19 protein-coding genes are annotated in these 23,041 nt (G+C 64.8%); 6 read left to right on the top strand and 13 right to left on the bottom strand.

The annotated features are described in order from the left end of the window. The first annotated feature begins 52 nt into the window (after nucleotides 1-52). The 3 genes from IVB48_RS15460 to IVB48_RS15450 all read left to right on the top strand — a co-directional run bounded on the left by IVB48_RS15460 (nucleotide 53) and on the right by IVB48_RS15450 (nucleotide 2,429). Nucleotides 53-1,285: a divergent polysaccharide deacetylase family protein gene (locus IVB48_RS15460; RefSeq protein ID WP_247358162.1), complete on the top strand. Its 1,233-nt coding sequence runs from the start codon at nucleotides 53-55 to the stop codon at nucleotides 1,283-1,285. Between the two features lie 75 nt (nucleotides 1,286-1,360). After that, complete coding sequence (locus IVB48_RS15455) at nucleotides 1,361-1,864, top strand: RNA pyrophosphohydrolase (protein ID WP_027566418.1); 504 nt, start codon at nucleotides 1,361-1,363, stop codon at nucleotides 1,862-1,864. A gap of 64 nt (nucleotides 1,865-1,928) precedes the next feature. After that, nucleotides 1,929-2,429, top strand: a complete 501-nt coding sequence (locus tag IVB48_RS15450; protein ID WP_063992361.1) for an RNA pyrophosphohydrolase — start codon at nucleotides 1,929-1,931, stop codon at nucleotides 2,427-2,429. Nucleotides 2,430-2,506: 77 nt separating this feature from the next. On the opposite strand, the gene IVB48_RS15445 is transcribed toward IVB48_RS15450, so the two are convergent. From IVB48_RS15445 to IVB48_RS15420, 6 genes are all read right to left on the bottom strand, one after another. After that, complete coding sequence (locus IVB48_RS15445; RefSeq protein WP_247400634.1) at nucleotides 2,507-4,138, bottom strand: adenylate/guanylate cyclase domain-containing protein; 1,632 nt, start codon at nucleotides 4,136-4,138, stop codon at nucleotides 2,507-2,509. Nucleotides 4,139-4,289: 151 nt separating this feature from the next. Continuing rightward, nucleotides 4,290-4,697: a F0F1 ATP synthase subunit epsilon gene (locus tag IVB48_RS15440; protein ID WP_027566415.1), complete on the bottom strand. Its 408-nt coding sequence runs from the start codon at nucleotides 4,695-4,697 to the stop codon at nucleotides 4,290-4,292. An 86-nt stretch (nucleotides 4,698-4,783) separates the two neighbouring features. Then, complete coding sequence (gene atpD, locus IVB48_RS15435; RefSeq protein ID WP_027566414.1) at nucleotides 4,784-6,226, bottom strand: F0F1 ATP synthase subunit beta; 1,443 nt, start codon at nucleotides 6,224-6,226, stop codon at nucleotides 4,784-4,786. A 52-nt stretch (nucleotides 6,227-6,278) separates the two neighbouring features. Beyond that, the gene (locus IVB48_RS15430; protein ID WP_027566413.1) at nucleotides 6,279-7,154 is read right to left on the bottom strand and encodes a F0F1 ATP synthase subunit gamma; all 876 of its coding nucleotides are present in this window, start codon (nucleotides 7,152-7,154) and stop codon (nucleotides 6,279-6,281) included. 153 nt (nucleotides 7,155-7,307) lie between these two features. After that, entirely contained in the window at nucleotides 7,308-8,837 is a 1,530-nt protein-coding gene (gene atpA / locus IVB48_RS15425; protein ID WP_007604342.1) for a F0F1 ATP synthase subunit alpha, read from the bottom strand. Continuing rightward, on the bottom strand, nucleotides 8,837-9,397 hold the full coding sequence (locus IVB48_RS15420; protein ID WP_247400633.1) for a F0F1 ATP synthase subunit delta: 561 nt from the start codon (nucleotides 9,395-9,397) through the stop codon (nucleotides 8,837-8,839). Before IVB48_RS15420 ends, atpA begins: the two co-directional genes overlap by 1 nt. Before the next feature lie 646 nt (nucleotides 9,398-10,043). Here IVB48_RS15420 and IVB48_RS15415 point away from each other — a divergent pair. Continuing rightward, a complete protein-coding gene (locus tag IVB48_RS15415) occupies nucleotides 10,044-10,553 on the top strand; it encodes a septal ring lytic transglycosylase RlpA family protein (protein ID WP_027566411.1) in 510 nt (169 codons plus the stop codon). Nucleotides 10,554-10,660: 107 nt separating this feature from the next. Here the strand turns inward: IVB48_RS15415 and IVB48_RS15410 are convergent, their stop codons facing one another. Then, nucleotides 10,661-12,871 (bottom strand): primosomal protein N', encoded by a 2,211-nt coding sequence (locus tag IVB48_RS15410; protein WP_247400632.1) that lies wholly within the window; start codon nucleotides 12,869-12,871, stop codon nucleotides 10,661-10,663. 111 nt (nucleotides 12,872-12,982) lie between these two features. Here IVB48_RS15410 and IVB48_RS15405 point away from each other — a divergent pair, with 111 nt between their 5' ends. Next, on the top strand, nucleotides 12,983-13,948 hold the full coding sequence (locus tag IVB48_RS15405; protein ID WP_247400631.1) for a tyrosine recombinase XerC: 966 nt from the start codon (nucleotides 12,983-12,985) through the stop codon (nucleotides 13,946-13,948). A gap of 99 nt (nucleotides 13,949-14,047) precedes the next feature. Beyond that, complete coding sequence (locus IVB48_RS15400) at nucleotides 14,048-14,638, top strand: DUF4337 domain-containing protein (RefSeq protein ID WP_027566407.1); 591 nt, start codon at nucleotides 14,048-14,050, stop codon at nucleotides 14,636-14,638. Nucleotides 14,639-14,782: 144 nt separating this feature from the next. Here the strand turns inward: IVB48_RS15400 and IVB48_RS15395 are convergent, their stop codons facing one another. The 6 genes from IVB48_RS15395 to sucD form a co-directional block, all read right to left on the bottom strand. After that, nucleotides 14,783-15,313, bottom strand: coding sequence for a hypothetical protein (locus IVB48_RS15395; protein ID WP_027566406.1), 531 nt, complete (start codon nucleotides 15,311-15,313; stop codon nucleotides 14,783-14,785). Between the two features lie 33 nt (nucleotides 15,314-15,346). After that, nucleotides 15,347-16,744 carry a dihydrolipoyl dehydrogenase gene (lpdA, locus tag IVB48_RS15390; RefSeq protein ID WP_247358169.1) on the bottom strand — a complete coding sequence of 466 codons (1,398 nt, stop codon included), beginning with the start codon at nucleotides 16,742-16,744 and terminating at the stop codon, nucleotides 15,347-15,349. Between the two features lie 56 nt (nucleotides 16,745-16,800). Then, nucleotides 16,801-17,550, bottom strand: a complete 750-nt coding sequence (locus tag IVB48_RS15385; protein WP_247400630.1) for an SDR family oxidoreductase — start codon at nucleotides 17,548-17,550, stop codon at nucleotides 16,801-16,803. 64 nt (nucleotides 17,551-17,614) lie between these two features. Continuing rightward, a complete protein-coding gene (odhB, locus tag IVB48_RS15380; protein WP_247284919.1) occupies nucleotides 17,615-18,859 on the bottom strand; it encodes a 2-oxoglutarate dehydrogenase complex dihydrolipoyllysine-residue succinyltransferase in 1,245 nt (414 codons plus the stop codon). A 184-nt stretch (nucleotides 18,860-19,043) separates the two neighbouring features. Continuing rightward, the gene (locus IVB48_RS15375) at nucleotides 19,044-22,013 is read right to left on the bottom strand and encodes a 2-oxoglutarate dehydrogenase E1 component (protein WP_027566402.1); all 2,970 of its coding nucleotides are present in this window, start codon (nucleotides 22,011-22,013) and stop codon (nucleotides 19,044-19,046) included. A gap of 137 nt (nucleotides 22,014-22,150) precedes the next feature. Beyond that, nucleotides 22,151-23,035, bottom strand: coding sequence for a succinate--CoA ligase subunit alpha (gene sucD, locus IVB48_RS15370; RefSeq protein ID WP_007604325.1), 885 nt, complete (start codon nucleotides 23,033-23,035; stop codon nucleotides 22,151-22,153). Nucleotides 23,036-23,041 lie beyond the last annotated feature (6 nt).

Genomic DNA, 23,041 nt, shown 5'->3' with positions numbered 1-23,041 from the left:
CGCCGCTTGACCTCGGCGTGGTATCGTCGTCTCGAGTGATTCGGGATCGCGCATGACTGAAACGGCCGATGATCTGAGCGCCCCGCTCGGACGGGACAAGCCGCGCCGGAAACGCCGGCTGCGGCTGCCGTTCACGGCCATGCAGCTGCTCGCTGTCCTGCTCGGCCTGTTCCTGGTCAGCTTTGCCGGCTTCGCCATCTTCAACAAGGATCCGCTCGGCGGCGAGCCGATGACGCGGCTCGCGATCCGCGAGCCCAATGCCGCAGACAAGGCGGGTGATGACAAGCCGGCCGCTTCCGGCCACGGTCAGGACAGCAAGCAGGAGACGAAGCACGAGACCAAGGAGGCGCCGAAGCAGGCGGGCGAGCAGAAGACCGTCACCATGATCGACGGTTCCACCGGCACGCGCCACGACGTGGTGATCGGCGGCGATCCCGCCGGCAAGAGCGAGGCGGCCTCGGCCTCCGCACCGCCGCCCGTCATGGCCGGGATCGACCCAAAACTTCTCGAGAAATCGCGCTACGGCATGATCCCCGCGATTTCCGGCGACCTCAAGCCGTTCAACGTCTATGCGGCGGATGCCGACCGCGCCAAGGCCGCCAAGATGCCGGTGGTCGCGATCCTGATCGGCGGCCTCGGCGTCGGCGCCGCCAAGACCACCGATGCCATCATGCGGCTGCCAGCGGCGGTGACGCTGGCCTTCACGCCTTATGGGTCCGATCCAGGAAAACTCGCCGAGCGCGCCCGCGCCCAGCGCCACGAGATCTTCCTCCAGATCCCGATGGAGCCCTATGACTTCCCCGACAACGATCCGGGGCCGCAGACGCTGCTGACGTCGCTCAGTGCCGACCAGAACATGGACCGGCTGTATTGGCATCTGAGCCGGATGCAGGGCTATGCCGGACTCACCAATTTCATGGGCGCCCGCTTCATCGCAACGGAGCCGGCGATGCAGCCGATCATCCGCGAGGCGGCCAAGCGCGGCCTCGGCTTCTTCGACGACGGCTCCTCGCCGCGCAGCATCGCGCCCCAGGCCGCCGGCAGCCTGGCGATGCCGTTCGGCAAGGGCGATATCGCGATCGACGCGGTGCCGACCCCGGCCGAGATCGACCGCGCCCTGACCAAGCTCGAAGCGGCGGCGCGCGAGCGCGGCGTCGCCGTGGGCACCGCCTCCGCCCTCCCGGTCTCGATCGAGCGCATTGGCGCCTGGACCAAGACATTGGGCGACCGAGGTATCCTTTTGGTGCCATTGACAACCGCGATGCTGAAATCAAAATCCAGCTAAATCAACGGATTGGTACGGCACAGACCCGCGGGGCCTGCTTCAGCCTTACCGACAGCATGCGAGAGGTCTGGCGGAATGGCGCGTTACGAGGATCTGCCCTACCGGACCTGCGTCGGCGTGATGTTGCTCAACAAGGACGGACTGGTGTTCATCGGCCGGCGTGCCGGCGGCATCGAGCATGTCGATGACACCCATGTCTGGCAGATGCCGCAGGGCGGCGTCGATCCCGGCGAGGACAATTGGGAGGCCGCCAAGCGCGAGCTCTATGAGGAGACCAGCGTGCGTTCGGTCGAGCGGCTCGGCGAGGTTCCGGACTGGCTCACTTACGACATTCCCCGCACGGTCGCCGGGCGCACTTGGAAGGGCCGCTACCGCGGCCAGCGCCAGAAATGGTTCGCGGTCCGCTTCACCGGCAAGGACAGCGAGATCAACGTCGAAAAGCCCGGCGGCGGCCACAAGGCCGAGTTCGTGAGCTGGCGCTGGGAGCCGATGAGGAACCTGACTGGGCTGATCGTCCCGTTCAAGCGCCCGGTCTACGAGCGCGTGGTGAAGGAATTTTCCCCGCTGGCGCAGGATTAAGTTCAAGTCGCCGTTCCAGCTTGATGCTAATGCATCGCCTGAAATGATGACGAGAGATCCACGCGTGAGCACTGAAAAACCCTACCGTCCCAATGTCGGAATCGCGCTGTTCAACGCCGATGGCCGCGTGCTGATCGGGCACCGCTTCAAGGGCGACGGCCCCGAGATCATCCTGCCGGGCTTGGACTGGCAGATGCCGCAGGGCGGCGTCGACGAGGGCGAGGATTTGCGCGACGCTGCGCTGCGCGAGCTCTGGGAAGAGACCAGCGTCAAGAGCGCAACCTATCTCGGCGAGACCGACTGGCTGACTTACGAATTCCCGCCCTATGACGGGCCGCAGACGCATCGGCTGGCGAAATTCCGCGGCCAGCGCCAGAAGTGGTTCGCGCTGCGCTTCACCGGCAAGGATGACGAGATCGATCCGCTGACGCCGCGCAACGGCCAGCCCGCCGAGTTCGACGCCTGGCGCTGGGAGAGGCTCGACCGCGTCCCCGACGTCGTGGTGCCGTTCCGCCGCCACGTGTACAGCGCCGTGGCGCAGCAGTTTGCGCCTTTCGCGAACTAAAAACGCGAAAACAACCCCATGCACAGCAGAACGGGGTTGAAATCATTAGAGAAATTTTTCCGGAAATTTGCGAAAGCCTAGTTGATCGGTCCCACCGTGAACGGGCCGATCGCGATGACGTGGCAATCGCTGTCGCGCTTGGAGCAGTCGGCGAGCGCGGAATTGACGGCGGACTGCTCGTCGGCGGCCCTCACACCGAGGCCCGGCCGGCCCGCGGTGCCGACCGCGACGGCGTTCCAGCCCATGCCATCGGCGAGCTTGCGCACCACCTCGTCGCGCGCATCGGCGACAATCGAGGCGTTGGACGCCGCGTGGAAGAAGCCGGTGATCCGGAGCAGGGTCGGGATCGGCACGACGAAATTCTCGTCGACCGCAACGACCAGGCAGGCGACGCCGGCGATCGCGCCGCACGATTCCAGCGAACGCCGCGCGGCATCCTCGGCGGATGATGCGCCCATCACCATGAAATATTGACCGCCCGGGCCGAGCGCGACCGCGCGGGATTTTGCCGCGGGCACGTACATGTTCTCGAGCCGGACCTTGGCGGGATCACGCACCATCGGAAAGTCTTTCGAGGCGAAGGCGCGTTCGGTCATGGCATCATGCCGGACGAACGGTTGCAGCGGCATCGGCGGCTTGCCGTGCGTGTAGACGATAGTGTTGCCGACCGCATAGAGCTCGCAGCGCCGCGGCGACTGCGCGGCATCGGCGCGCTTCTGACACTGATCGAGTGCGGCGTTGCGCGCAGCTTCCTCGTTCGGCTGATTCAACGACGCGCCGGTGAAGCCGCCGACATTGAGCGCGAACGCCTTGTAGTCGCCGGCAGCGGAATAGTCGCCCGCCAGGTAGTTGCGGATGCGCTCGTTGATGAAGGGGACGCTGTCGGCGGGAAACTTGCCGACCATCGGCGAAGCCGATGGTGCCGGCATGGGCATCGGCGCTTTCGCCGCCATGGTGGCTGATGGGCTTGGCGCTGTTGATGCAACCACGCTGGGCGCAGGGCTCGATACAGGGCTTGGCACGATCGCTGCGATCGCCGGCGCCCTCGTCGTCTCGAGCTTGGTGAAATAGAGGAAGCCGCCGACGCCGATGGCGACGATGGAGACGACACCGACCACCAGCGGCCACATCCAGTTCGGCGCGGGCGGGGCCTTTGTCACCTTCTTGATCTGCGGCGTTGCGTAGCTGCCGTCTCCGCGCCGCATCGCCACCATGTAGGCGTGCACCGGCGTCGGGATGTTCTTGACCTCCTGCGCGCCGATATCGGCGAACTGCACCGACAGCTTGTTGGCGACCTGCTCGTGCACGGCCCGGGAGACGCAGATGCCGCCGACCTCGGCGAGGCCCTCGAGCCGGGCGGCGATATTGACACCGTCACCGAGCAGATCGCCGTCGCGCTCGACCACGTCGCCGATGGTGATGCCGATGCGAAACGACATCTGCCGGCTTGGCGGATAGGCCATGTTGCGGGTTCGCAGGGATTCCTGGATGTCGATCGCGCAGCGCACCGCGTCGACCGCGCTTGGAAATTCCGCGAGCACGGCGTCGCCCGCGGTGTTGAAGATGCGTCCGCCCGCCCTGGCAATGAAATCGTCGACGACCTCGCGATAGGAGGCGAGACGCCGCAGCGTCTCCTCTTCGTCTTCCGCGACCAGTCGTGAATAGCCGGCAATATCGGCTGCGAAAATCGCTGCGATCTTGCGTTTCATCTGCGGCCGGCCCCCGGAACAAAGTTCGCGGGCGCAGAATGGCGCTATCGGCGGCGCGGTGCAACAAAGTTTCAGCGCCCGCCACTTCCGTGACGAGCGCTGAACTTATTCAGGAATTTGTAGCTTGAGCCCCGGCGCAGTGCACCGGGGCTTAGTGCATCGCCGTGCTGTTGAGCTGCTGCTGGATGCTCTTGAAGTGGTCGAGCCGCGCGATGGCTTGATCGAGCTCGTTGCCTTCGTGCTCCTTCAATCCCTCTTCCATCTCCGAGACGGTCGCGGCGAACTGGGCGCGGTCGAGCTCGGCCAGCGAGGTCGCGACGTCGGCGAGCACGGTCAGGCCCTTGTCGGAAACTTCGGCGATACCGCCGAGCACGATGATCTTCTCGTGCTTGCCGCCGGTGGTTACGGTGAGAATGCCGGGCCGGATCGCGGCCACGACCGGCGCATGTCCCGCCAGCACGCCGAAGTCACCTTCGACGCCGGGGATATCGACCTGGTCGACCTCGCCCGAGAAGGCGAGCTTTTCCGGCGAGACGAGATCGAAGTGGAAGGTGGCCATTGGAAACCTGCGAATGGTGAGTAGCGAATTGCGAATGGAGGGGGAGCAGCGCGACTATTCGCTACTCCCTGCTCGCCCTTCGCAGCTTAGGCCGCCTCGGCCGCCAGCTTCTTGCCCTTTTCGATCGCCTCTTCGATGGTGCCGACCATGTAGAAGGCGGCTTCCGGCAGGTGGTCATACTTGCCTTCGCAGAGGCCACGGAAGCCCTTGATGGTGTCCGCGAGGTCGACGAACTTGCCGGGCGAGCCGGTGAAGATTTCGGCGACGTGGAACGGCTGCGACAGGAAGCGCTCGATTTTGCGGGCGCGGGCCACCGTCAGCTTGTCCTCTTCCGAAAGTTCGTCCATGCCGAGAATGGCGATGATGTCCTGCAGCGACTTGTAGCGCTGCAGCACCTGCTGGACCTGACGCGCAGTGTCGTAGTGCTCCTGGCCGACGACGAGCGGCGAGAGCATGCGCGAGGTCGAGTCGAGCGGATCCACCGCCGGATAGATGCCCTTTTCCGAGATCGCGCGGTTCAACACCGTGGTGGCGTCCAAATGCGCGAACGAGGTCGCGGGCGCCGGGTCGGTCAAGTCGTCGGCCGGAACGTAAATGGCCTGCACCGAAGTGATCGAACCCTTCTGCGTGGTGGTGATGCGCTCCTGCAGCGCGCCCATGTCGGTGGCGAGCGTCGGCTGGTAACCCACGGCGCTCGGGATACGACCGAGCAGCGCCGACACTTCAGAACCGGCCTGGGTGAAACGGAAGATGTTGTCGACGAAGAACAGCACGTCCTGGCCCTGGTCACGGAAGTGCTCGGCGACGGTCAGACCGGTGAGGCCGACGCGGGCGCGGGCGCCGGGCGGCTCGTTCATCTGGCCGAACACCAGCGCGCACTTCGACTTGACGCTCGGATCCGGATTGTTCGGATCGGCGTTGACCTTGGACTCGATGAACTCGTGATAGAGGTCGTTGCCCTCGCGGGTACGCTCGCCCACGCCGGCGAACACGGAGTAACCACCGTGCGCCTTCGCGACGTTGTTGATCAGCTCCTGAATCAGCACGGTCTTGCCGACGCCGGCGCCGCCGAACAGGCCGATCTTGCCGCCCTTGGCATAGGGCGCGAGCAAGTCGACGACCTTGATGCCGGTGACGAGAATTTCAGCTTCGGTCGACTGGTCGGTGTAGCTCGGCGCTTCCTGATGGATGGCGCGCGTGCCCTCGGACTGGATCGGGCCGGCTTCGTCGATCGGCTCGCCGATCACGTTCATGATGCGGCCGAGCGTGCCCGCACCGACGGGAACCGAGATCGGCTGACCGGTGTCGGTCACTTCCTGGCCGCGGACCAGACCTTCGGTCACGTCCATCGCGATCGTGCGCACGGTGGACTCACCAAGATGCTGCGCAACTTCCAGCACGAGGCGGATGTTGCCGTTCCTGGTTTCCAACGAATTCAGAATGGCCGGCAGATGGCCTTCGAACTGAACGTCGACGACGGCGCCCATGACCTGGGTGACACGACCGACCTGGGTAGCTGCTGTAGCCATGAAGCTCTCCTTCGAAATTCTTTACTTGAACGACCGTCGTTTGGTTCGTGCGTCAGACCGCCTCGGCGCCGGAGATGATCTCGATCAGCTCCTTGGTGATCTGGGCTTGACGGGTTCGGTTGTAGATCTGGGTTTGCTTGCGGATCATTTCGCCCGCGTTGCGGGTGGCATTGTCCATCGAGCTCATCTGGGCGCCGTAGAACGAGGCGTTGTTTTCCAGCAGCGCACGGAAGATCTGCACCGCGATATTCCGCGGCAACAGGCCGGAGAGGAGTTCGTCTTCCTCCGGCTCGTAGTCGTAGGACGTCGACGGCGCGTTCGCCGCCTTTTCTTCCACGGTCAGCGGAATGATCTGCTGCGCGGTCGGGACCTGGGCAATTACCGACTTGAACTGCGCGTAGAACAGCGTGCAGACGTCGAATTCGCCGTTGTCGAAGCGGGCCAGAACCTTCTTGGCGATGTCCTCGGCGTTGACGAAGCCGAGTTGACGAACGCCGCGCAGGTCGAGATGCTCGACGATCTGCTTGTCGTACAGGCGGCGGAGCTGCTCGTAGCCCTTGCGTCCGACGCAGAAGAATTTGACCTCCTTGCCCTGCGCCATCAGCGCCTGGGCGCGCTCGCGCGCGAGGCGCACGATCGAGGAGTTGAAGGCGCCGGACAGGCCGCGCTCGCCGGTGCAGACCAGCAGCAGGTGAACCTGGTCCTTGCCGGTGCCGGCCAGCAGCACCGGCGCGCCGGGCGAACCGGCGGCAGCGCTGGCGATGTTGGAGATCACCGCGCTCATCTTGTCGGCATAGGGCCGCGCCGCCTCGGCCGCTTGCTGGGCGCGGCGCAACCGGGACGCCGCGACCATTTGCATGGCCTTGGTGATCTTCTGCGTCGCCTTGGTGGAGGCGATGCGGACGCGCATGTCTTTAAGTGACGCCATTCTTCGTTCACCCCGGCGGTTCGATCGCTTGGATCAAGCCGCTAGCCTATCCCAGTCGTCATGCCCGGGCGTGTCCCGGGCATCCACGTCTTCGTTTCCATGCAGTGAGGCACGGAAGGCCGGGACAAGAAGCCCGGCCTTGCGACCGTTCTCTTATGCGAAGCTCTTGGCGAAACCTTCGACCACCGACTTCAGCTTGGCGGCGGTGTCGTCGGAGAGATCGCGACTGTCGCGGATCGCGTTGAGGATCTCGACATTCTTGCCGCGCAGCAGCGACAACAGACCGTCCTCGAACGCACGCACCTTGTTGACCGGAAGCGGATCGAGATAGCCGTTGGTGCCGGCCCAGATCACGCAGACCTGCTCTTCCATCTTCAGTGGCGCGAACTGCGGCTGCTTCAGCAGCTCGGTGAGACGCGAGCCGCGGTTAAGCAGGCGCTGGGTCGAGGCGTCGAGATCGGAGCCGAACTGCGCGAACGCCGCCATTTCGCGGTACTGCGCCAGCTCGCCCTTGATCTTGCCGGCGACCTTCTTGGTGGCCTTGGTCTGCGCCGAGGAACCGACGCGCGACACCGACAGACCGACGTTCACCGCGGGGCGGATGCCCTGGAAGAACAGGTCGGTTTCCAGGAAGATCTGGCCGTCCGTGATCGAGATGACGTTGGTCGGAATGTAGGCCGACACGTCGTTGGCCTGGGTTTCGATGACCGGCAGCGCCGTCAGCGAGCCCGAGCCCTGGTCCTTGTTCAGCTTCGCCGCGCGCTCGAGCAGGCGGGAATGCAGATAGAACACGTCGCCCGGATAGGCTTCGCGGCCCGGCGGGCGGCGCAGCAGGAGCGACATCTGGCGGTAGGCGACGGCCTGCTTGGACAAATCGTCATAGATGATGACGGCGTGCATGCCGTTGTCGCGGAAGTACTCGCCCATGGTGCAGCCGGTGAACGGCGCGATGTACTGCATCGGCGCCGGATCGGACGCGGTGGCGGCGACGATGATCGAATATTCCAGCGCGCCCTGCTCTTCCAGCACCTTCACGAACTGGGCAACGGTCGAGCGCTTCTGGCCGATCGCGACGTAGACGCAATACAGCTTGATGTTCTCGTCCGGCTGCGCGTTGAGCGGCTTCTGGTTGAGGATGGTGTCGAGCGCGATCGCGGTCTTGCCGGTCTGACGGTCACCGATGATCAGCTCGCGCTGGCCGCGGCCGATCGGGATCAGGGCATCGATCGCCTTGAGGCCGGTCGCCATCGGCTCGTTCACGGACTTGCGCGGAATGATGCCGGGCGCCTTGACGTCGACGCGCATGCGCTTGTCGGCCTGGATCGGGCCCTTGCCGTCGATGGGGTTGCCGAGCGCGTCGACGACGCGGCCGAGCAGGCCCTTGCCGACCGGCGCGTCCACGATGGCGCGGGTGCGCTTGACGGTCTGACCTTCCTTGATCTCGCGGTCGGCGCCGAAAATAACGATACCGACGTTGTCGGTTTCGAGGTTCAGCGCCATGCCGCGGGTGCCGTTCTCGAACTCGACCATTTCACCGGCCTGGACGTTATCCAGACCGTAAACGCGGGCGATACCGTCGCCGACGGACAGCACCTGTCCGACTTCGGAGACTTCAGCTTCCTGGCCGAAATTCTTGATCTGGTCCTTGAGGATCGCGGAAATTTCCGCGGCGCGGATGTCCATCAGCCTGCCTCTTTCATCGCGTGCTTGATCGAATTGAGTTTGGTGCGAAGCGAGCTATCGATCATCCGGCTGCCAAGCTTGACCACGAGGCCACCGATGATCGAGGGATCGACCTTCACGTTGAGCGCGACGTCCTTGCCGGTCACCGACTTCAGGGCAACCTTGAGGGCGTCGAGATTCTTGTCCGAGAGCGCCTCCGCCACGGTGACGTCGGCCGTGGCCTCGCCCTTGAATTTGGCGACCAGGGCGCGATAGGCGCGGATGACGTCAGCCACCGCGAACAGGCGGCGGTTGGCGGTCAGCACTTTCAGGAAATTGGCGGAGATGCCGACGATGCCTGCCTTGTCCAGCACGGCCGAGAGGGCCCTGGACTGGGCGTCGGCCGCGAAAACCGGGCTGCGAACGAGGCGCTTCAGATCGGCGCTTTCGTTGAGCATGCCCTCGAATTTCTCGAGATCGGCTTTGACCTCGTCGACCACTTTCTGGTCGCGGGCCAGTTCAAACAAGGCCGTTGCATAACGGCCCGACACACCGGAAACGGACGTATCTTCTGCAGCCACAGACGTGCTCTTTTTGCTGTCAAACTCGCAAGGGAAAAACCGTCGCCACAAAGCGGCGCCTAGCGATCCAAGCCCTTGGAATTCAAGCGGGACTTCGATTTTCGACCCCGCACGGAAGTGCCGGGCTCGTTAAAATCGCGGCTTTGCTAACATAGCAGGCGCGCACGTGCAACATGACGCCAAATTAAAGGCATGACGTTCTGTCGCCAGTTCGTCGCAGTCCACGAGGACGCGGCGATGACCTGCCACGCCGCGGAATTGCCACAGCGCTTAAGCCAGCCCATGAGCCGAGGCCGGCGATTTGTTCCTGCCCTCAGCGCATAGCGGCCATGAACACGGATCGCTGAGGCGTGATTCCTGGCACATTCGCTTCACTCGCCGAATACTTACCCAATTCTAAATGCGGGAAGCGATGACTTCGTTTTACAGTATTTGTAAGTAATATAGAGGTTAATGGATCGTTAAAATCCAAGATTACGGAATATCGGCCGAATATCCCCGCCGGTAACAAGATATTACATGAAGACACAGAACGGATTTACTGCCCAATTCACGCCTCATTAGGAATCGAAACGCGGTCCCGCTCGCAAACTTACGGGGGCTCCACTTGCCACATATGTGGCAATACTAGCTTAGGGACCAATATATGCTTTGTTTGAAGACGCTGGGCTCTGTGACCCGGCCGCGTACGGCGATCGCCTTTGTTGCCGCAACTCTTCTCATCGGTGGAACTGCCACCGAAGCTTCCGCCAAATCCCGCCATCACCATCGGTATTCCCACCATCATCACCGCCACCACGCCCAGAACGACGCCAACACGACCTCCGATTGGCGTAACGCCAATGCGTCGATGACGCCGTCGCAGGGCACCGGACGTTCCTTCTCCGGCATGGCTTCCTTTTACGGCAACGAGTCCGGCAGCAGGACCGCCTCGGGCCAGCGCTTCAACCAGAACGCCATGACCGCGGCGCACCGTTCGCTGCCGTTCGGCACCAAGCTGCGGGTCACCCATGGCGGCTCCAGCGTCATCGTCACCATCAACGACCGTGGCCCGTTCATTCGCGGCCGTGTCCTCGACCTCTCCACGGGCGCTGCCCGCGCCATCGGCCTCACCGGCGCCGGCGTCGGCCGCGTCACCGCGGAAGTCGTCTCCTAAGACGCGCGACGCGTGAAACAAGCCCGCCGTCTTGGGGGACGGCGGGCTTTTTGTTTGTTCCTCCGCCGTCATTGCGAGGAGCGCAGCGACGGGGCGAGAGCGGTGGCCTACAAAAAGCTCTGCGGATCGACGTCGACTTCGAGCTTTTGATTGCCCTTCGGCTTCGGGCATGCGGCAAGCCAGTTGCGCAGATAATCCGACAGGTCGAAGCCGCGCGCGGATTTCACCAGAATGCGGAAGCGGTAGCGGCCCTTGATGACCGCGAGCGGGGCTTCCGCCGGGCCCAGCACCACCACGCGCTCATCGCGCGGCGCGAGCGCGACGAGGTGGCGGCCAAAGCCTTCGGCGCTCGGCCGGTCGCCGGCGGAAATGATCAGGCTCGCGAGCCGCCCGAACGGCGGATAGAGCGTGCGTTCGCGCAAATCGATCTCGCTGTCGTAGAAGGCTTCGCGGTCGCAGGCGATCAGCGCCTTCATCACGGGATGATCGGGCTGGTGGGTCTGGAGATAGCCGACGCCGCGGCCCTGCTCGCGGCCGGCACGGCCGATCACCTGGTTGAGCAATTGCCAGGTGCGTTCCGAGGCGCGCGGATCGCCATTGGACAGGCCGAGATCCGCATCGACCACGCCGACGAGATTGAGCCGCGGGAAATTGTGGCCCTTGGCGACGAGCTGGGTGCCGATGATGACGTCGACGCGGCCCTCCGCAATGTCATTGAGTTCCGAGCGCATCGTCTCGATCGAGGTGATGAGATCGCTCGACAGCACCATGGTGCGCGCCTCCGGGAACAGCGCCGCCGCCTCCTCCTGCAAGCGCTCGACACCGGGCCCGACCGCGACCAGCGATTCCTCCGCCGCGCAATGCGGGCAGGTTTGCGGGCGCGGCATCGAGAAACCGCAATGGTGACAGACGAGGCGCTGGCGGAAGCGATGATCGACCAGCCAGGCGTCGCAGATGGTGCAGGCGAAGCGATGGCCACAGGCGCGGCACAGCGTCAACGGCGCATAGCCGCGGCGATTGAGGAACAAGAGCGCCTGCTCGCGCCGCTCGATCGCGGTCCTGATCTCGGACGCCAGCCGCGGCGAGATGAAGCGGCCGCGCGCCGGCGGCTCGCGGCGCATGTCGATGGCCTCGATATGCGGCATGTGCTGGCCGCCGAAGCGCGACGGCAGCGCGATGCGCTGATAGCGGTTCTTGCGCGCATTGACCTCGGATTCGACCGACGGCGTCGCCGACGCCAGCACGATCGGGACCTTTGCGATATGCGCGCGCACCACCGCCATGTCGCGGGCGTGATAATGCACGCCCTCGTCCTGCTTGTAGGCCTGGTCGTGCTCTTCATCGACCACGATGAGGCCGAGATTTGCGTAGGGCAGAAACAGCGCCGAGCGCGCGCCGACCACGACCGGCGCGCTGCCCTCGGAGATCGCCGCCCAATTGCGCGCGCGGGTACGCGGCGTCAGCTCGGAATGCCATTCCAGAGGACGCACGCCAAAACGCTGCGCGAAGCGGTCGAGGAACTGGCCGGTGAGCGCGATCTCCGGCATCAGGATCAGCGATTGCTTTCCGCGTCGGATCGCCTCGGCCACGGCTTCGAAGTAAACCTCGGTCTTGCCCGAGCCGGTGACGCCATCGAGCAGCGCGACGTGAAAGCTGCCGTTGGCCGCGAGCGCGCGCATGGCATCGACCCCGGCGCGCTGGAGCGGCGAAAACTCCGGCCGGCTGAAATCCGGATCGGGTGCGGGCGGCGGCGGAGCCGGCGGCATCGGCTCGACCGTGAGCGTGCCTTCGTCGACGAGGCCGTCGATCACGCCGGCCGAAACGCCGGCCTCCTTGGCGGCTTCCGACTTGCCGTGCAGCAGCCGGTCCGACAGCACCTCGATCAGGCGCTGCCGCGCCGGCGTCAGACGTTTTGGCGGATCGCCGACCAGGCGGACGCCGGCACGCACCCGCTCGGGGCCGAGGTTCTCGCCCATCCGCAGGCACATGCGCAGCACCATGCCGCGCGGGCTCAGCGTGTAATTGGCGATCCAGTCCACGACCGCACGCAACTCGGGCTTCAGCGGCGGGATGTCGAGCTTTTCGCTGACCTCCTTGAGGCGGTTGTGCAAGCGCGGATCCGGATTGGCGTTTTCGGCCCAGACCACGGCGAGCACCTCGCGCGGGCCGAGCGGCACGCCGATGATATCGCCCGCCTTCAGCTCCATCCCACGCGGCACCTTGTAGGAATAGGTCTGGTCGAGCGCGACCGGCACCAGCACGTCGACCATGCGGGTCGCGTTGGCGGAGACGGCGTTGCTGCGCGACGTGTGATCCATGGAGGGGGAATCGGAACCCGGAGCTTCAAGGCTAGCGCCCGGAGGCGACCTTAGCGAACGATAAACGAGTGTGATGCGATATACTGAGTGGAATCACAACGTCCAGAGCGCATGAGCAAAGCGGCCGCCCCCCAAATCGAGCTCGCCAGCGCCGATCCTGGTATCGCGCAGGAGATGACGCGCTGGCTGTCGCATCTCGGCGCGGAGCGGCGGCTGTCGCCGAAGACGCTGGAAGCCTATGCCCGCGATTTGCGGCAGTGCCTGAATTTCCTCTGCGGCCATTGGGGCGAGCGGGTGACGCTGAAGCGGTTCGCTGCGCTGGAGGCCACCGATATAAGGGCCTTCATGGCGATGCGCCGTGCCGACGATATTGCCGGGCGCTCGCTGATGCGCGCACTCGCGGGCCTGCGCTCGTTCGGCCGCTTCCTCGAACGCGAAGGCAAAGGCAAGGTCGGGGCGCTCTCGGCGATCCGCGCGCCGAAAGTCGCCAAGAGCCTGCCAAAGCCGCTGCCGATGGCGTCGGCCAAACGTCTTGCGGACGCCGACGAGCGCGCCGGCGAGGATCGCGAGAGCTGGATTTTGGCGCGCGATGCCGCGGTGATGGCTCTCCTCTACGGCTCGGGCCTGCGCATCTCCGAAGCGCTGGGGCTGACGCGCCGCGAGGTGCCGCGTCCCGGCGAGGGCGACGTGCTGATCGTAACTGGCAAAGGCAACAAGACCCGCATGGTGCCGGTGCTCCAGAACGTGCTCGAGCTGGTGCAAGAATATGTCGCGATGTGCCCGTATCCGCTGCCGGCCGAAGGCCCGATCTTCGTCGGCGCGCGCGGCGGGCCCTTGAGCCCGCGCATCATCCAGCTCGCGATGGAGCGGCTGCGCGGCGCGCTCGGCCTGCCCGACAGCGCCACGCCGCACGCGCTCCGCCATTCCTTCGCGACGCATCTGCTGTCACGCGGCGGCGATTTGCGCGCGATCCAGGAATTGCTCGGCCATGCCTCGCTCTCGACCACGCAGATCTATACCGGCATCGATGCCGAGCGGCTGCTGGAAGTCTATGCCAGCGCGCATCCTCGGCGGTGATGCTGACATGAAGCTGTCATAGCAAGCCTCTCGGCGCGCATGCCTCTTGCGCGGCGCCCGCGGTTCGGTCAATCGTGGGAACCGAGCCAGGAGGGATTTATGAGCGCACATGAAAGCATGGAGCATGCCGAGCACGCCGAACACGCGTCCGGCTCGAACAAGAAGATCGCGCTCCTGATCGCCGTTCTGGCGCTTTTCCTGGCGATCTCGGAGACGCTCGGCAAGGGCGCCCAGACCGAATCGATCAGCAAGAACGTCGAGGCTTCCAACCTCTGGGCCTTCTTCCAGGCCAAGAGCATCCGCCGCACGGTGGTGCAGACCGCGGCCGAGCAGGGCAAGCTGACGTTCGGCGCCGCGACCGACGAGGCCACCAAGGCCGCGGCTCAGAAGCAGATCGAGGACTGGCAGAAGACCGCGCAGCGCTACCGCTCCGAGCCGGAGACCGGCGAAGGCACCGAGCAGTTGGCCGAAAAGGCCAAGCACGCCGAGCATGAGCGCGACGAGGCGACTGCGAAATATCATCACTTCGAGCTGGCGTCCGCCGCCTTCCAGATCGGCATCGTGCTGGCCTCAGCCACAATCATCACCGGCATGCTGCCGCTCGCCTGGATCGCGGGCCTGCTGACGATCGGTGGGCTCATCATGACCGGGCTCGGTCTGTGGTTGCCGCATCTAGTGCATTTGCATTGAGGGGATGAGGCCACATACTCCGCTGTTATGCTCCGCGAAGGCGGGGCATCCAGTACGCCGCGGCCTCTCGATTCTAGCCTCACTGTCTCTGGAATACTGGATTGCCCGCCTTCGCGGGCAATGACACTGAACAAGTGGCGACACTCACCGCGCTTCGTGCACGCTCTTGCGAAAGCGCTGGATCAGGCGGAGCGTGCGGGAGGACCAGCCTTCGCCGTTGCCGGCGATCAGCTCGCGGATGCGCCGCTTGACCGGATCGACCAGCTCGGCGGCCTTGGCACGCAGCTTCAGCACCAGATCATAGAGCCGCTCGAACCAGGCCATCTCCATCAGCTTGTCGCGCGTCACGTCGAACACGAAGGCGGTGACGCCGACCCCGAGCAGCTTTGCGAACACGATGGTGAAGACCGCGCTGGTCCAATATTCGTGCGTGAGCAGCCACAGGCCGACCAGCTTGAGCGGAAACAGCGGGATGATGGGCACGGCGAACACGATCAGCGTCATCGCCGGCGACAGCGCATCGACGCGGTCCGACAGCCATTGCTTGAACCGCGCGAGCGGAACAATTGCGACAACGCGCGCAACGATCGGTTCGAGATGGTCCCACAGCCAGGCTTCGATCAGGAAGATGATCGCAAGCAGGACCCAGACCGGTTGAAGCAGGCGGCGTAGCATGTGTTTCCCGCCCGATTCGGCGCTGGGCGCGACCTACATATGGATGGCCCGCTTGCCGACTGCAAGCGCGGCTTCCTTGATGGCCTCCGAGCGGGTCGGGTGCGCGTGGCAGGTGCGCGCGAGATCCTCCGCGCTGCCGCCAAACTCCATGAGAACGGCCGCCTCATGGATCATTTCGCCGGCTTCGCGGCCGATAATGTGCACGCCGAGCACGCGATCGGTCTTCGCATCTGCGAGAATCTTCACAAAGCCGTCGGTGGTCTGGTTGACCTTGGAGCGGCCGTTGGCGGTAAAGGGAAACTTTCCGACGGTATAGGCCACGCCCGCCTGCTTCAGCTCCTCCTCGGTCTTGCCGACGGAGGATACTTCCGGCGTGGTATACACGACGCCTGGGATAACATCGTAGTTCACGTGGCCGGCCTGCCCGGCGATGATCTCGGCAACAGCGACGCCTTCATCCTCGGCCTTGTGCGCGAGCATCGGGCCCGCGACGACGTCGCCGATGGCATAGACGCCCTTCACGCTGGTGGCGAAGTGCGGATCGATCTGCACGCGGCCGCGATTGTCGAGCGCCACGCCGGCTTCCTTCAGGCCCAGCCCCTCCGTGTACGGCACACGACCGATACAGACGAGAACGACGTCGGCTTCCAACGTCTCGGCAGCGCCGCCCGCGGCGGGCTCGACCGTCGCCTTCAGCGTCTTGCCGGAGGTGTCCACGCCCGTGACCTTGGCACCCAGCTTGAAGGCAAAGCCCTGCTTCTCCAGGATGCGCTGGAATTGCTTGGCGATCTCGCCGTCCATGCCGGGCAGGATACGGTCGAGGAATTCGACGACGACGACTTCGGCGCCGAGACGGTGCCAGACCGAGCCGAGCTCGAGCCCGATCACGCCGGCGCCGACGATCAGCAGCTTGCCGGGGACCTTGTCCAGCGACAGCGCGCCGGTCGACGACACGATGCGCGTTTCGTCGATCTCGATGCCCTTGAGGCGCGCGATGTCCGAGCCGGTCGCGATCACGATGCTCTTGGTTTCGATCACCTGCGACTTGCCGTCGGCGGAGACTTCGACCTTGCCGGTGCCGAGGATCTTGCCGGCGCCCTTGAGCACGTCGATCTTGTTCTTCTTCATCAGGAACTCGACGCCCTTGACGTTGCCGTCGATGCCCTGCTGCTTGAAGTTCATCATCGCAGGCAGATCGAGCTTCGGCGCGGAGACGCTGACGCCCATCTTGGCGAAGGAATGCCCGGCCTCCTCGAACATTTCGGAGGCGTGCAGCAGCGCCTTGGACGGCATGCAGCCGACATTGAGGCAGGTACCGCCGAGCGTCGCGTTCTTTTCGACCACGGCGACTTTCATGCCGAGCTGCGCTGCACGCACCGCGCAGACATAACCGCCCGGTCCGGTGCCGATGACGACGAGATCGTATGCCATGAGAGAAAGTCCCGTAAGTCTAGCGTTGAGGGATGTGTCGGCGTCCGCGCGGCGCGTCAGCGTCCGCCGGACACATCGAGAATGGCTGAGGTGACGTAGGAGGCCTCGTCCGACATCAGCCAGACGATGGCATTGGCGACTTCATCGGCAGTACCGACGCGCTTCATCGGCACCATATGGGCCAGACGATGGGCGCGGTCGGGCTCACCGCCTGCAGCGTGGATTTCGGTGTCGATCAGGCCGGGCCGGATGCCCGCGACGCGAATGCCCTCGCCGGCAACCTCATAGCCGAGGCCGACGGTGAAGGAATCGATCGCGCCCTTGGACGCGGCATAGTCGACATAGGTGTTCGGCGCGCCGAGCTTGGCGGCAACCGATGACAGATTGACGATGACGCCGCCCTGGCCGCCGTGCCTGGTCGACATCCGCTTCACCGCTTCGCGCGCGCAGAGGATGGAGCCGGTGACGTTGACCGCCATCACGCGCTGGATGCGCTCGGCCGACATCTCGTCGACGCGCACGCCGCTGGTTCCGACGATACCGCCATTGTTGACCAGCGCGCCGAGCGTGCCGAACGCGTCCGCGGCCTTGAACAACGCAAGGATGTCGCTTTCCTCGGCCACGTCGCATTTCACCGCGATGGCCTTGCCGTTGCTGGCCGCGATCTCCGCGACCACCTCGTCGGCGGCCGTCTTGTTGCTGGCATAGCCGACGACGATTCGGAAGCCGCGCGCGGCCGCCGCAATCGCGGTCGCGCGGCCAATGCCGCGGCTGCCGCCGGTGATGACAACGACTTTATCGGTCACGCGCGCCTCCATGGTTCGACACGCGCCGTCGCGAAAGGCGACGGCGCTCGCAGAGCATCAGGGATCAGAGATCGAGCACCAGACGCGCCGGATCTTCCAGGCTCTCCTTGACGCGAACCAGGAAGGTCACGGCTTCCTTGCCGTCGATGACGCGGTGATCGTAGGACAGCGCCAGATACATCATCGGGCGGACCTCGATCTTGCCGCCGACGACCATCGGCCGCTCCTGGATCTTGTGCATGCCGAGAATGCCGGACTGCGGCGCGTTCAGGATCGGGGTCGACATCAGCGAGCCGTAGATGCCGCCGTTGGTGATGGTGAAGGTGCCGCCCTGCATCTCGTCGATCTTGAGCTGGCCGTCACGGGCGCGGCGACCGAAATCGGCGATGCCCTTTTCGATGTCGGCGATCGACTTGTTGTCGCAGTCGCGCACCACGGGCACGACGAGGCCCTTGTCGGTGCCGACGGCGACGCCGATGTGATAGTAGTTCTTGTAGATCAGATCGGTGCCATCGATCTCGGCGTTGACGGCCGGAATATCCTTCAGCCCCTGCACGACGGCCTTGGTGAAGAAGCCCATGAAGCCGAGCTTCGATCCATGCTTCTTCTCGAACGCATCCTTGTAGTGGGCGCGCAGCGCCATGACGTTGGTCATGTCGACCTCGTTGAAGGTCGTGAGCATGGCGGCGGTGTTCTGCACGTCCTTGAGGCGGCGCGCGATAGTCTGGCGCAGCCGGGTCATCTTGACGCGCTCTTCGCGGGCGGCGTCATCGGCCGGCGAGGGTGCGCGGACCTGAACCGCAGCAGCCGGCTGGTTGACCGGGGTCGGCGCCGAGGCCGCACGCTCGATCGCGGCGAGCATGTCGCCCTTGGTGACGCGGCCGTCCTTGCCGGAGCCGGGAACGGTCGAGGCGTCGACGCCGGTCTCGGCCGAGAGCTTGCGCACGGACGGGGCGAGCGGCGCATCCGCCGGCGGCGCCTTCGCCGCAGCGGGAGCAGCCGCAGCGGCGGCAGCAGGAGCGGCAGCCGCGGGCTTTGCGGGCGCAGCGGCAGCCGGCTTGGCAGCGCCGGCGGCACCTTCGGTAATCTGGCCAAGCAGCGCGCCGACCGCGACGGTGGCGCCATCGGCGGCGATGATCTCGCTCAGCGTGCCGGCGGAGGGCGCCGGGACTTCGATGGTCACCTTGTCGGTCTCGAGCTCCACCAGGGGCTCGTCGACGGCGACGGGATCGCCGGCCTTCTTGAACCAGCGGCCGATGGTGGCCTCGGTGACGGATTCGCCGAGGGTCGGCACACGAATTTCAGTCATGGTCTTTTCCTTAAGGAGATCGCCAATGCGGTCGGGAATTTCACAGGTGTCATGCCCCGCGAAGGCGGGGCATCCAGTACTCCGCGGCGTTCGTGGTCATCACGGCCGTCACGGCGTACTGGATCGCCCGTCCCAGTGCGCAATTGCGCACAAGGCGGGCGATGACAGCGTCCTAAAAAACTTCTCAGCTCAATGCTTCGTCCAGGAACGCCTTCAACTGGGCCTGATGCTTCGACATCAGACCGGTCGCGGTCGCGGCGGAGGCGGCGCGGCCGACATAACGCGGACGCCGGCTCGCACCGTTCACCTGGTTCAGCACCCATTCCAGATAGGGCTCGATGAAGTGCCAGGCACCCATGTTGCGGGGCTCTTCCTGGCACCACACCACTTCGGCCTTCTTGAAGCGCGACAGCTCGGCCACCAGCGCCTTCAGCGGCACCGGATAGAGCTGCTCGACGCGCATCAGATAGATGTCGTCCATCCCGCGCTTCTCGCGCTCCTCGTAGAGGTCGTAATAGACCTTGCCCGAGCAGAGCACGATGCGGCGGATCTTCTCGTCGGGGACGAGCTTGATCGCTTCGCTCGGCAGCATCTGGGCGTCGTCATAGAGGATGCGGTGGAAGGTCGTTCCCTTCGCGAGCTCCTCGAGACGCGACACCGCCCGCTTGTGACGCAGCAGCGACTTCGGCGTCATCACGATCAGCGGCTTGCGGATCTCGCGGTGGAGCTGCCGGCGCAGCACGTGGAAGTAGTTCGCCGGCGTGGTCGGATAGACCACCTGCATGTTGTCTTCCGCGCACATCTGGAGATAACGCTCCAGACGCGCCGAGGAGTGCTCCGGCCCCTGGCCTTCATAGCCATGCGGCAGGAGGCAGACGAGGCCGGACATGCGCAGCCATTTGCGCTCACCCGAGGAGATGAACTGGTCGAACACGACCTGCGCGCCGTTGGCGAAGTCGCCGAACTGCGCTTCCCACAGGGTCAACGTGTTCGGCTCGGCGAGCGAATAGCCGTATTCGAAGCCGAGCACGGCTTCTTCCGACAGCAGCGAGTTGATGACCTCGTAATGGCCCTGCTCGTGACCGAGATGGTTGAACGGCGTGTAGCGGCTCTCGTCTTCCTGGTCGATCAGGACCGAGTGGCGCTGCGAGAAGGTGCCGCGCTCCGAATCCTGTCCGGACAGGCGGACATGGTGGTTCTCGTTGAGCAGCGTGCAGAACGCCAGCGCCTCGCCGGTCGCCCAGTCGATGCCCGTGCCGCCGTCGATCGCCTTGGCGCGGTTTTCGAGGAAGCGCTGGATGGTGCGGTGGACGCGGAAACCATCCGGCACCTTGGTGATCTTGCGACCGATGTCCTTCAGTGCGGTGATGTCGACGCCGGTGACGCCACGCCGCGCATCTTCTTCCTGATCGGCGATCTTGAAGCCGGCCCATTTGCCGTCGAGCCAGTCGGCCTTGTTGGGCTTGTAGCCGGAGCCGGCTTCGAGCTCGGCATCGAGCCGCGCGCGCCAGTCGGCCTTGGCTTTCTCGACCTCGCCCTCGGTCAGCACACCTTCACTGATGAGACGGCGGGCGTAGAGCTCGAGCGTCGAGGGATGGGCCGCGATCTTCTTGTACATCACCGGCTGGGTGAAAGCCGGCTCGTCGCCCTCGTTATGGCCATGCCTGCGGTAGCAGAACATGTCGATGACGACGGGCTTGTGGAATTTCTGCCGGAACTCGGTCGCGACCTTGGCCGCGAACACGACGGCTTCCGGATCGTCGCCGTTGACGTGGAAGATCGGCGCATCGATCATCTTCGCCACGTCGGACGGGTAAGGCGACGAACGGGAATAACGCGGATACGTGGTGAAGCCGATCTGGTTGTTGACGATGAAGTGCACGGAGCCGCCGGTGCGGTAGCCCTTCAGGTCCGACAGGCCGAAGCATTCCGCGACCACGCCTTGGCCGGCGAACGCTGCGTCGCCATGCATTAACAGCGGCATCACCGAGATGCGCATATCCGGCGGATCGCCGTGCTGGTCCTGCTTGGCGCGGACTTTTCCAAGCACGACGGGATCGACGATCTCGAGATGCGAGGGGTTGGCGGTCAGCGACAGATGGATGCGGTTGCCGTCGAACTCGCGGTCCGAGGACGCACCGAGGTGATACTTGACGTCGCCCGAGCCTTCGACCGCATCAGGATTGGCCGAACCGCCCTTGAACTCGTGGAACAGCGCGCGATGCGGCTTGCCCATCACCTGGGTCAGCACGTTGAGGCGGCCGCGATGCGGCATCCCCAGCACGACCTCCTTCACGCCGAGATTGCCGCCGCGCTTGATGATCTGCTCGAGCGCGGGGATCAGCGATTCAGCACCGTCCAGGCCGAAGCGCTTGGTGCCGGTGAACTTGGTGTCGCAGAACTTCTCGAAGCCTTCGGCTTCGACCAGCTTCATCAGGATGGCGCGGCGGCCTTCGCGGGTGAAGGAGATTTCCTTGTCCGGCCCCTCGATGCGCTCCTGGATCCACGCCTTCTGCGCCGCGTTCGTAATGTGCATGAACTCGACGCCGAGCGTCTGGCAGTAGGTGCGCTCGCAGATCGCGGTGATTTCGCGCAAGCTGGCGTATTCGAGACCGAGCACATGGTCGAGGAAGATCTTGCGGTCGAAATCGGCTTCGCTGAAGCCGTAGGTCCGCGGGTCGAGCTCTTCGCGATTGCGCTGGGCTTCGATGCCGAGCGGATCGAGCTTGGCGTGGAAGTGGCCGCGCATGCGGTAGGAGCGGATCAGCATCAGCGCGCGGACGGAGTCGCGGGTGGCCTGGAGCAGGTCGGCGGAGGAAAGGCCGCCGGCCTTGTCGCCACCCTTGGCCTGCGCCTTGGCGGCGATCTTGGCGCCGACCGTCTTCTCGACTTCCGCCCAATTGCCGTCGAGCGCGGAGGTCAGATCGTCCTGCGGGGTCAGCGGCCAGTTGGCGCGCTCCCAGGACGGGCCTTGGGCGTTCTTGCTGATGTCACCCGGCTGGTCGTTGAGGCTCTTGAAGAAGTCCTGCCACTCGGCATCCACCGAGGACGGGTCCTTCTCGTAGCGGGCGTAGATTTCGTCGATGTAGGTGGCGTTGGTGCCCTGCAAAAAGGAGGAGAGGGCAAAGGCTGCGTTCGCGTCTTGGCGAGACATGCTTGAGTTCCTGGCGATTTCGGTTCGCGCATAACAAACGGCGCTGGCGCTGGGCTCCCCGGCAGAGGACCAGCGCGACAGGCACCATTTACCCTATTTGCTGCGAAACTTCGCCCGGAAAATTACGAAGGTGTGAATCAAGCTTTCAATTTTTCGGCAAGCGTGTGGCCGAGGCGAGCGGGAGACGGCGACACTGTAATTCCAGCCGATTTCATCGCGTCCGTCTTGGAACCGGCGTCGCCCTTGCCACCCGAAATGATCGCACCGGCGTGCCCCATGCGACGGCCGGGAGGGGCCGTGACACCGGCAATGAAACCGACCATCGGCTTCTTGCGGCCGCGCTTGGCCTCGTCCTTAAGGAACTGGGCGGCGTCCTCCTCGGCGGAACCGCCGATCTCGCCGATCATGATGATCGACTCGGTCTTGGGATCGCCGAGCAGCATTTCCAGCACGTCGATGAACTCGGTTCCCTTGACCGGGTCGCCGCCAATGCCGACCGCCGTGGTCTGGCCGAGGCCTTCCTGGGTGGTCTGGAACACGGCTTCGTAGGTCAGGGTGCCGGAGCGGGAGACGATGCCGACGCTGCCGGTCTTGAAAATGTTGGCCGGCATGATGCCGATCTTGCACTCGCCGGCGGTCATGACACCCGGGCAGTTCGGCCCGATCAGGCGCGACTTGGAGCCGGCCAGCGAACGCTTCACCCGGACCATGTCGATGACCGGGATACCTTCCGTGATGCAGACGATCAGCGGGATCTCGGCGTCGATGGCTTCGCAAATCGCGTCGGCCGCGCCCGGCGGCGGCACATAGATCACCGATGCGTCGGCGCCGGTCTTCTCACGCGCCTCGCGCACGGTGTCGAACACCGGCAGGCCCAGATGCGTCGCGCCGCCTTTGCCGGGCGAAGTGCCGCCGACCATCTTGGTGCCGTAGGCAATCGCGGCCTCCGAATGGAAGGTGCCGTTCTTGCCGGTAAAGCCCTGGCAGATGACCTTGGTGTTCTTGTCGATCAGGATGGACATGAGGTC

It is taken from the genome of Bradyrhizobium sp. 76 (genome assembly GCF_023073025.1).
Classification (GTDB): domain Bacteria; phylum Pseudomonadota; class Alphaproteobacteria; order Rhizobiales; family Xanthobacteraceae; genus Bradyrhizobium.
Note: the sequence above shows the minus strand (reverse complement) of the source record. Positions and strands in the feature narration are given on the sequence as shown.

Bases quoted from the DNA above. Each gene is read 5' to 3' on its own strand.
- IVB48_RS15405 (WP_247400631.1), top strand. From the start codon at position 12,983: ATGAGCAAAGCGGCCGCCCCCCAAATCGAGCTCGCCAGCGCCGATCCT.
- IVB48_RS15415 (WP_027566411.1), top strand. From the start codon at position 10,044: ATGCTTTGTTTGAAGACGCTGGGCTCTGTGACCCGGCCGCGTACGGCG.
- odhB (WP_247284919.1), bottom strand. From the start codon at position 18,859: ATGACTGAAATTCGTGTGCCGACCCTCGGCGAATCCGTCACCGAGGCC.
- IVB48_RS15410 (WP_247400632.1), bottom strand. From the start codon at position 12,871: ATGGATCACACGTCGCGCAGCAACGCCGTCTCCGCCAACGCGACCCGC.
- lpdA (WP_247358169.1), bottom strand. From the start codon at position 16,744: ATGGCATACGATCTCGTCGTCATCGGCACCGGACCGGGCGGTTATGTC.
- IVB48_RS15400 (WP_027566407.1), top strand. From the start codon at position 14,048: ATGAGCGCACATGAAAGCATGGAGCATGCCGAGCACGCCGAACACGCG.
- IVB48_RS15440 (WP_027566415.1), bottom strand. From the start codon at position 4,697: ATGGCCACCTTCCACTTCGATCTCGTCTCGCCGGAAAAGCTCGCCTTC.
- IVB48_RS15445 (WP_247400634.1), bottom strand. From the start codon at position 4,138: ATGAAACGCAAGATCGCAGCGATTTTCGCAGCCGATATTGCCGGCTAT.
- IVB48_RS15395 (WP_027566406.1), bottom strand. From the start codon at position 15,313: ATGCTACGCCGCCTGCTTCAACCGGTCTGGGTCCTGCTTGCGATCATC.
- atpA (WP_007604342.1), bottom strand. From the start codon at position 8,837: ATGGACATCCGCGCCGCGGAAATTTCCGCGATCCTCAAGGACCAGATC.
- IVB48_RS15375 (WP_027566402.1), bottom strand. From the start codon at position 22,013: ATGTCTCGCCAAGACGCGAACGCAGCCTTTGCCCTCTCCTCCTTTTTG.
- atpD (WP_027566414.1), bottom strand. From the start codon at position 6,226: ATGGCTACAGCAGCTACCCAGGTCGGTCGTGTCACCCAGGTCATGGGC.
- IVB48_RS15460 (WP_247358162.1), top strand. From the start codon at position 53: ATGACTGAAACGGCCGATGATCTGAGCGCCCCGCTCGGACGGGACAAG.
- sucD (WP_007604325.1), bottom strand. From the start codon at position 23,035: ATGTCCATCCTGATCGACAAGAACACCAAGGTCATCTGCCAGGGCTTT.
- IVB48_RS15455 (WP_027566418.1), top strand. From the start codon at position 1,361: ATGGCGCGTTACGAGGATCTGCCCTACCGGACCTGCGTCGGCGTGATG.
- IVB48_RS15430 (WP_027566413.1), bottom strand. From the start codon at position 7,154: ATGGCGTCACTTAAAGACATGCGCGTCCGCATCGCCTCCACCAAGGCG.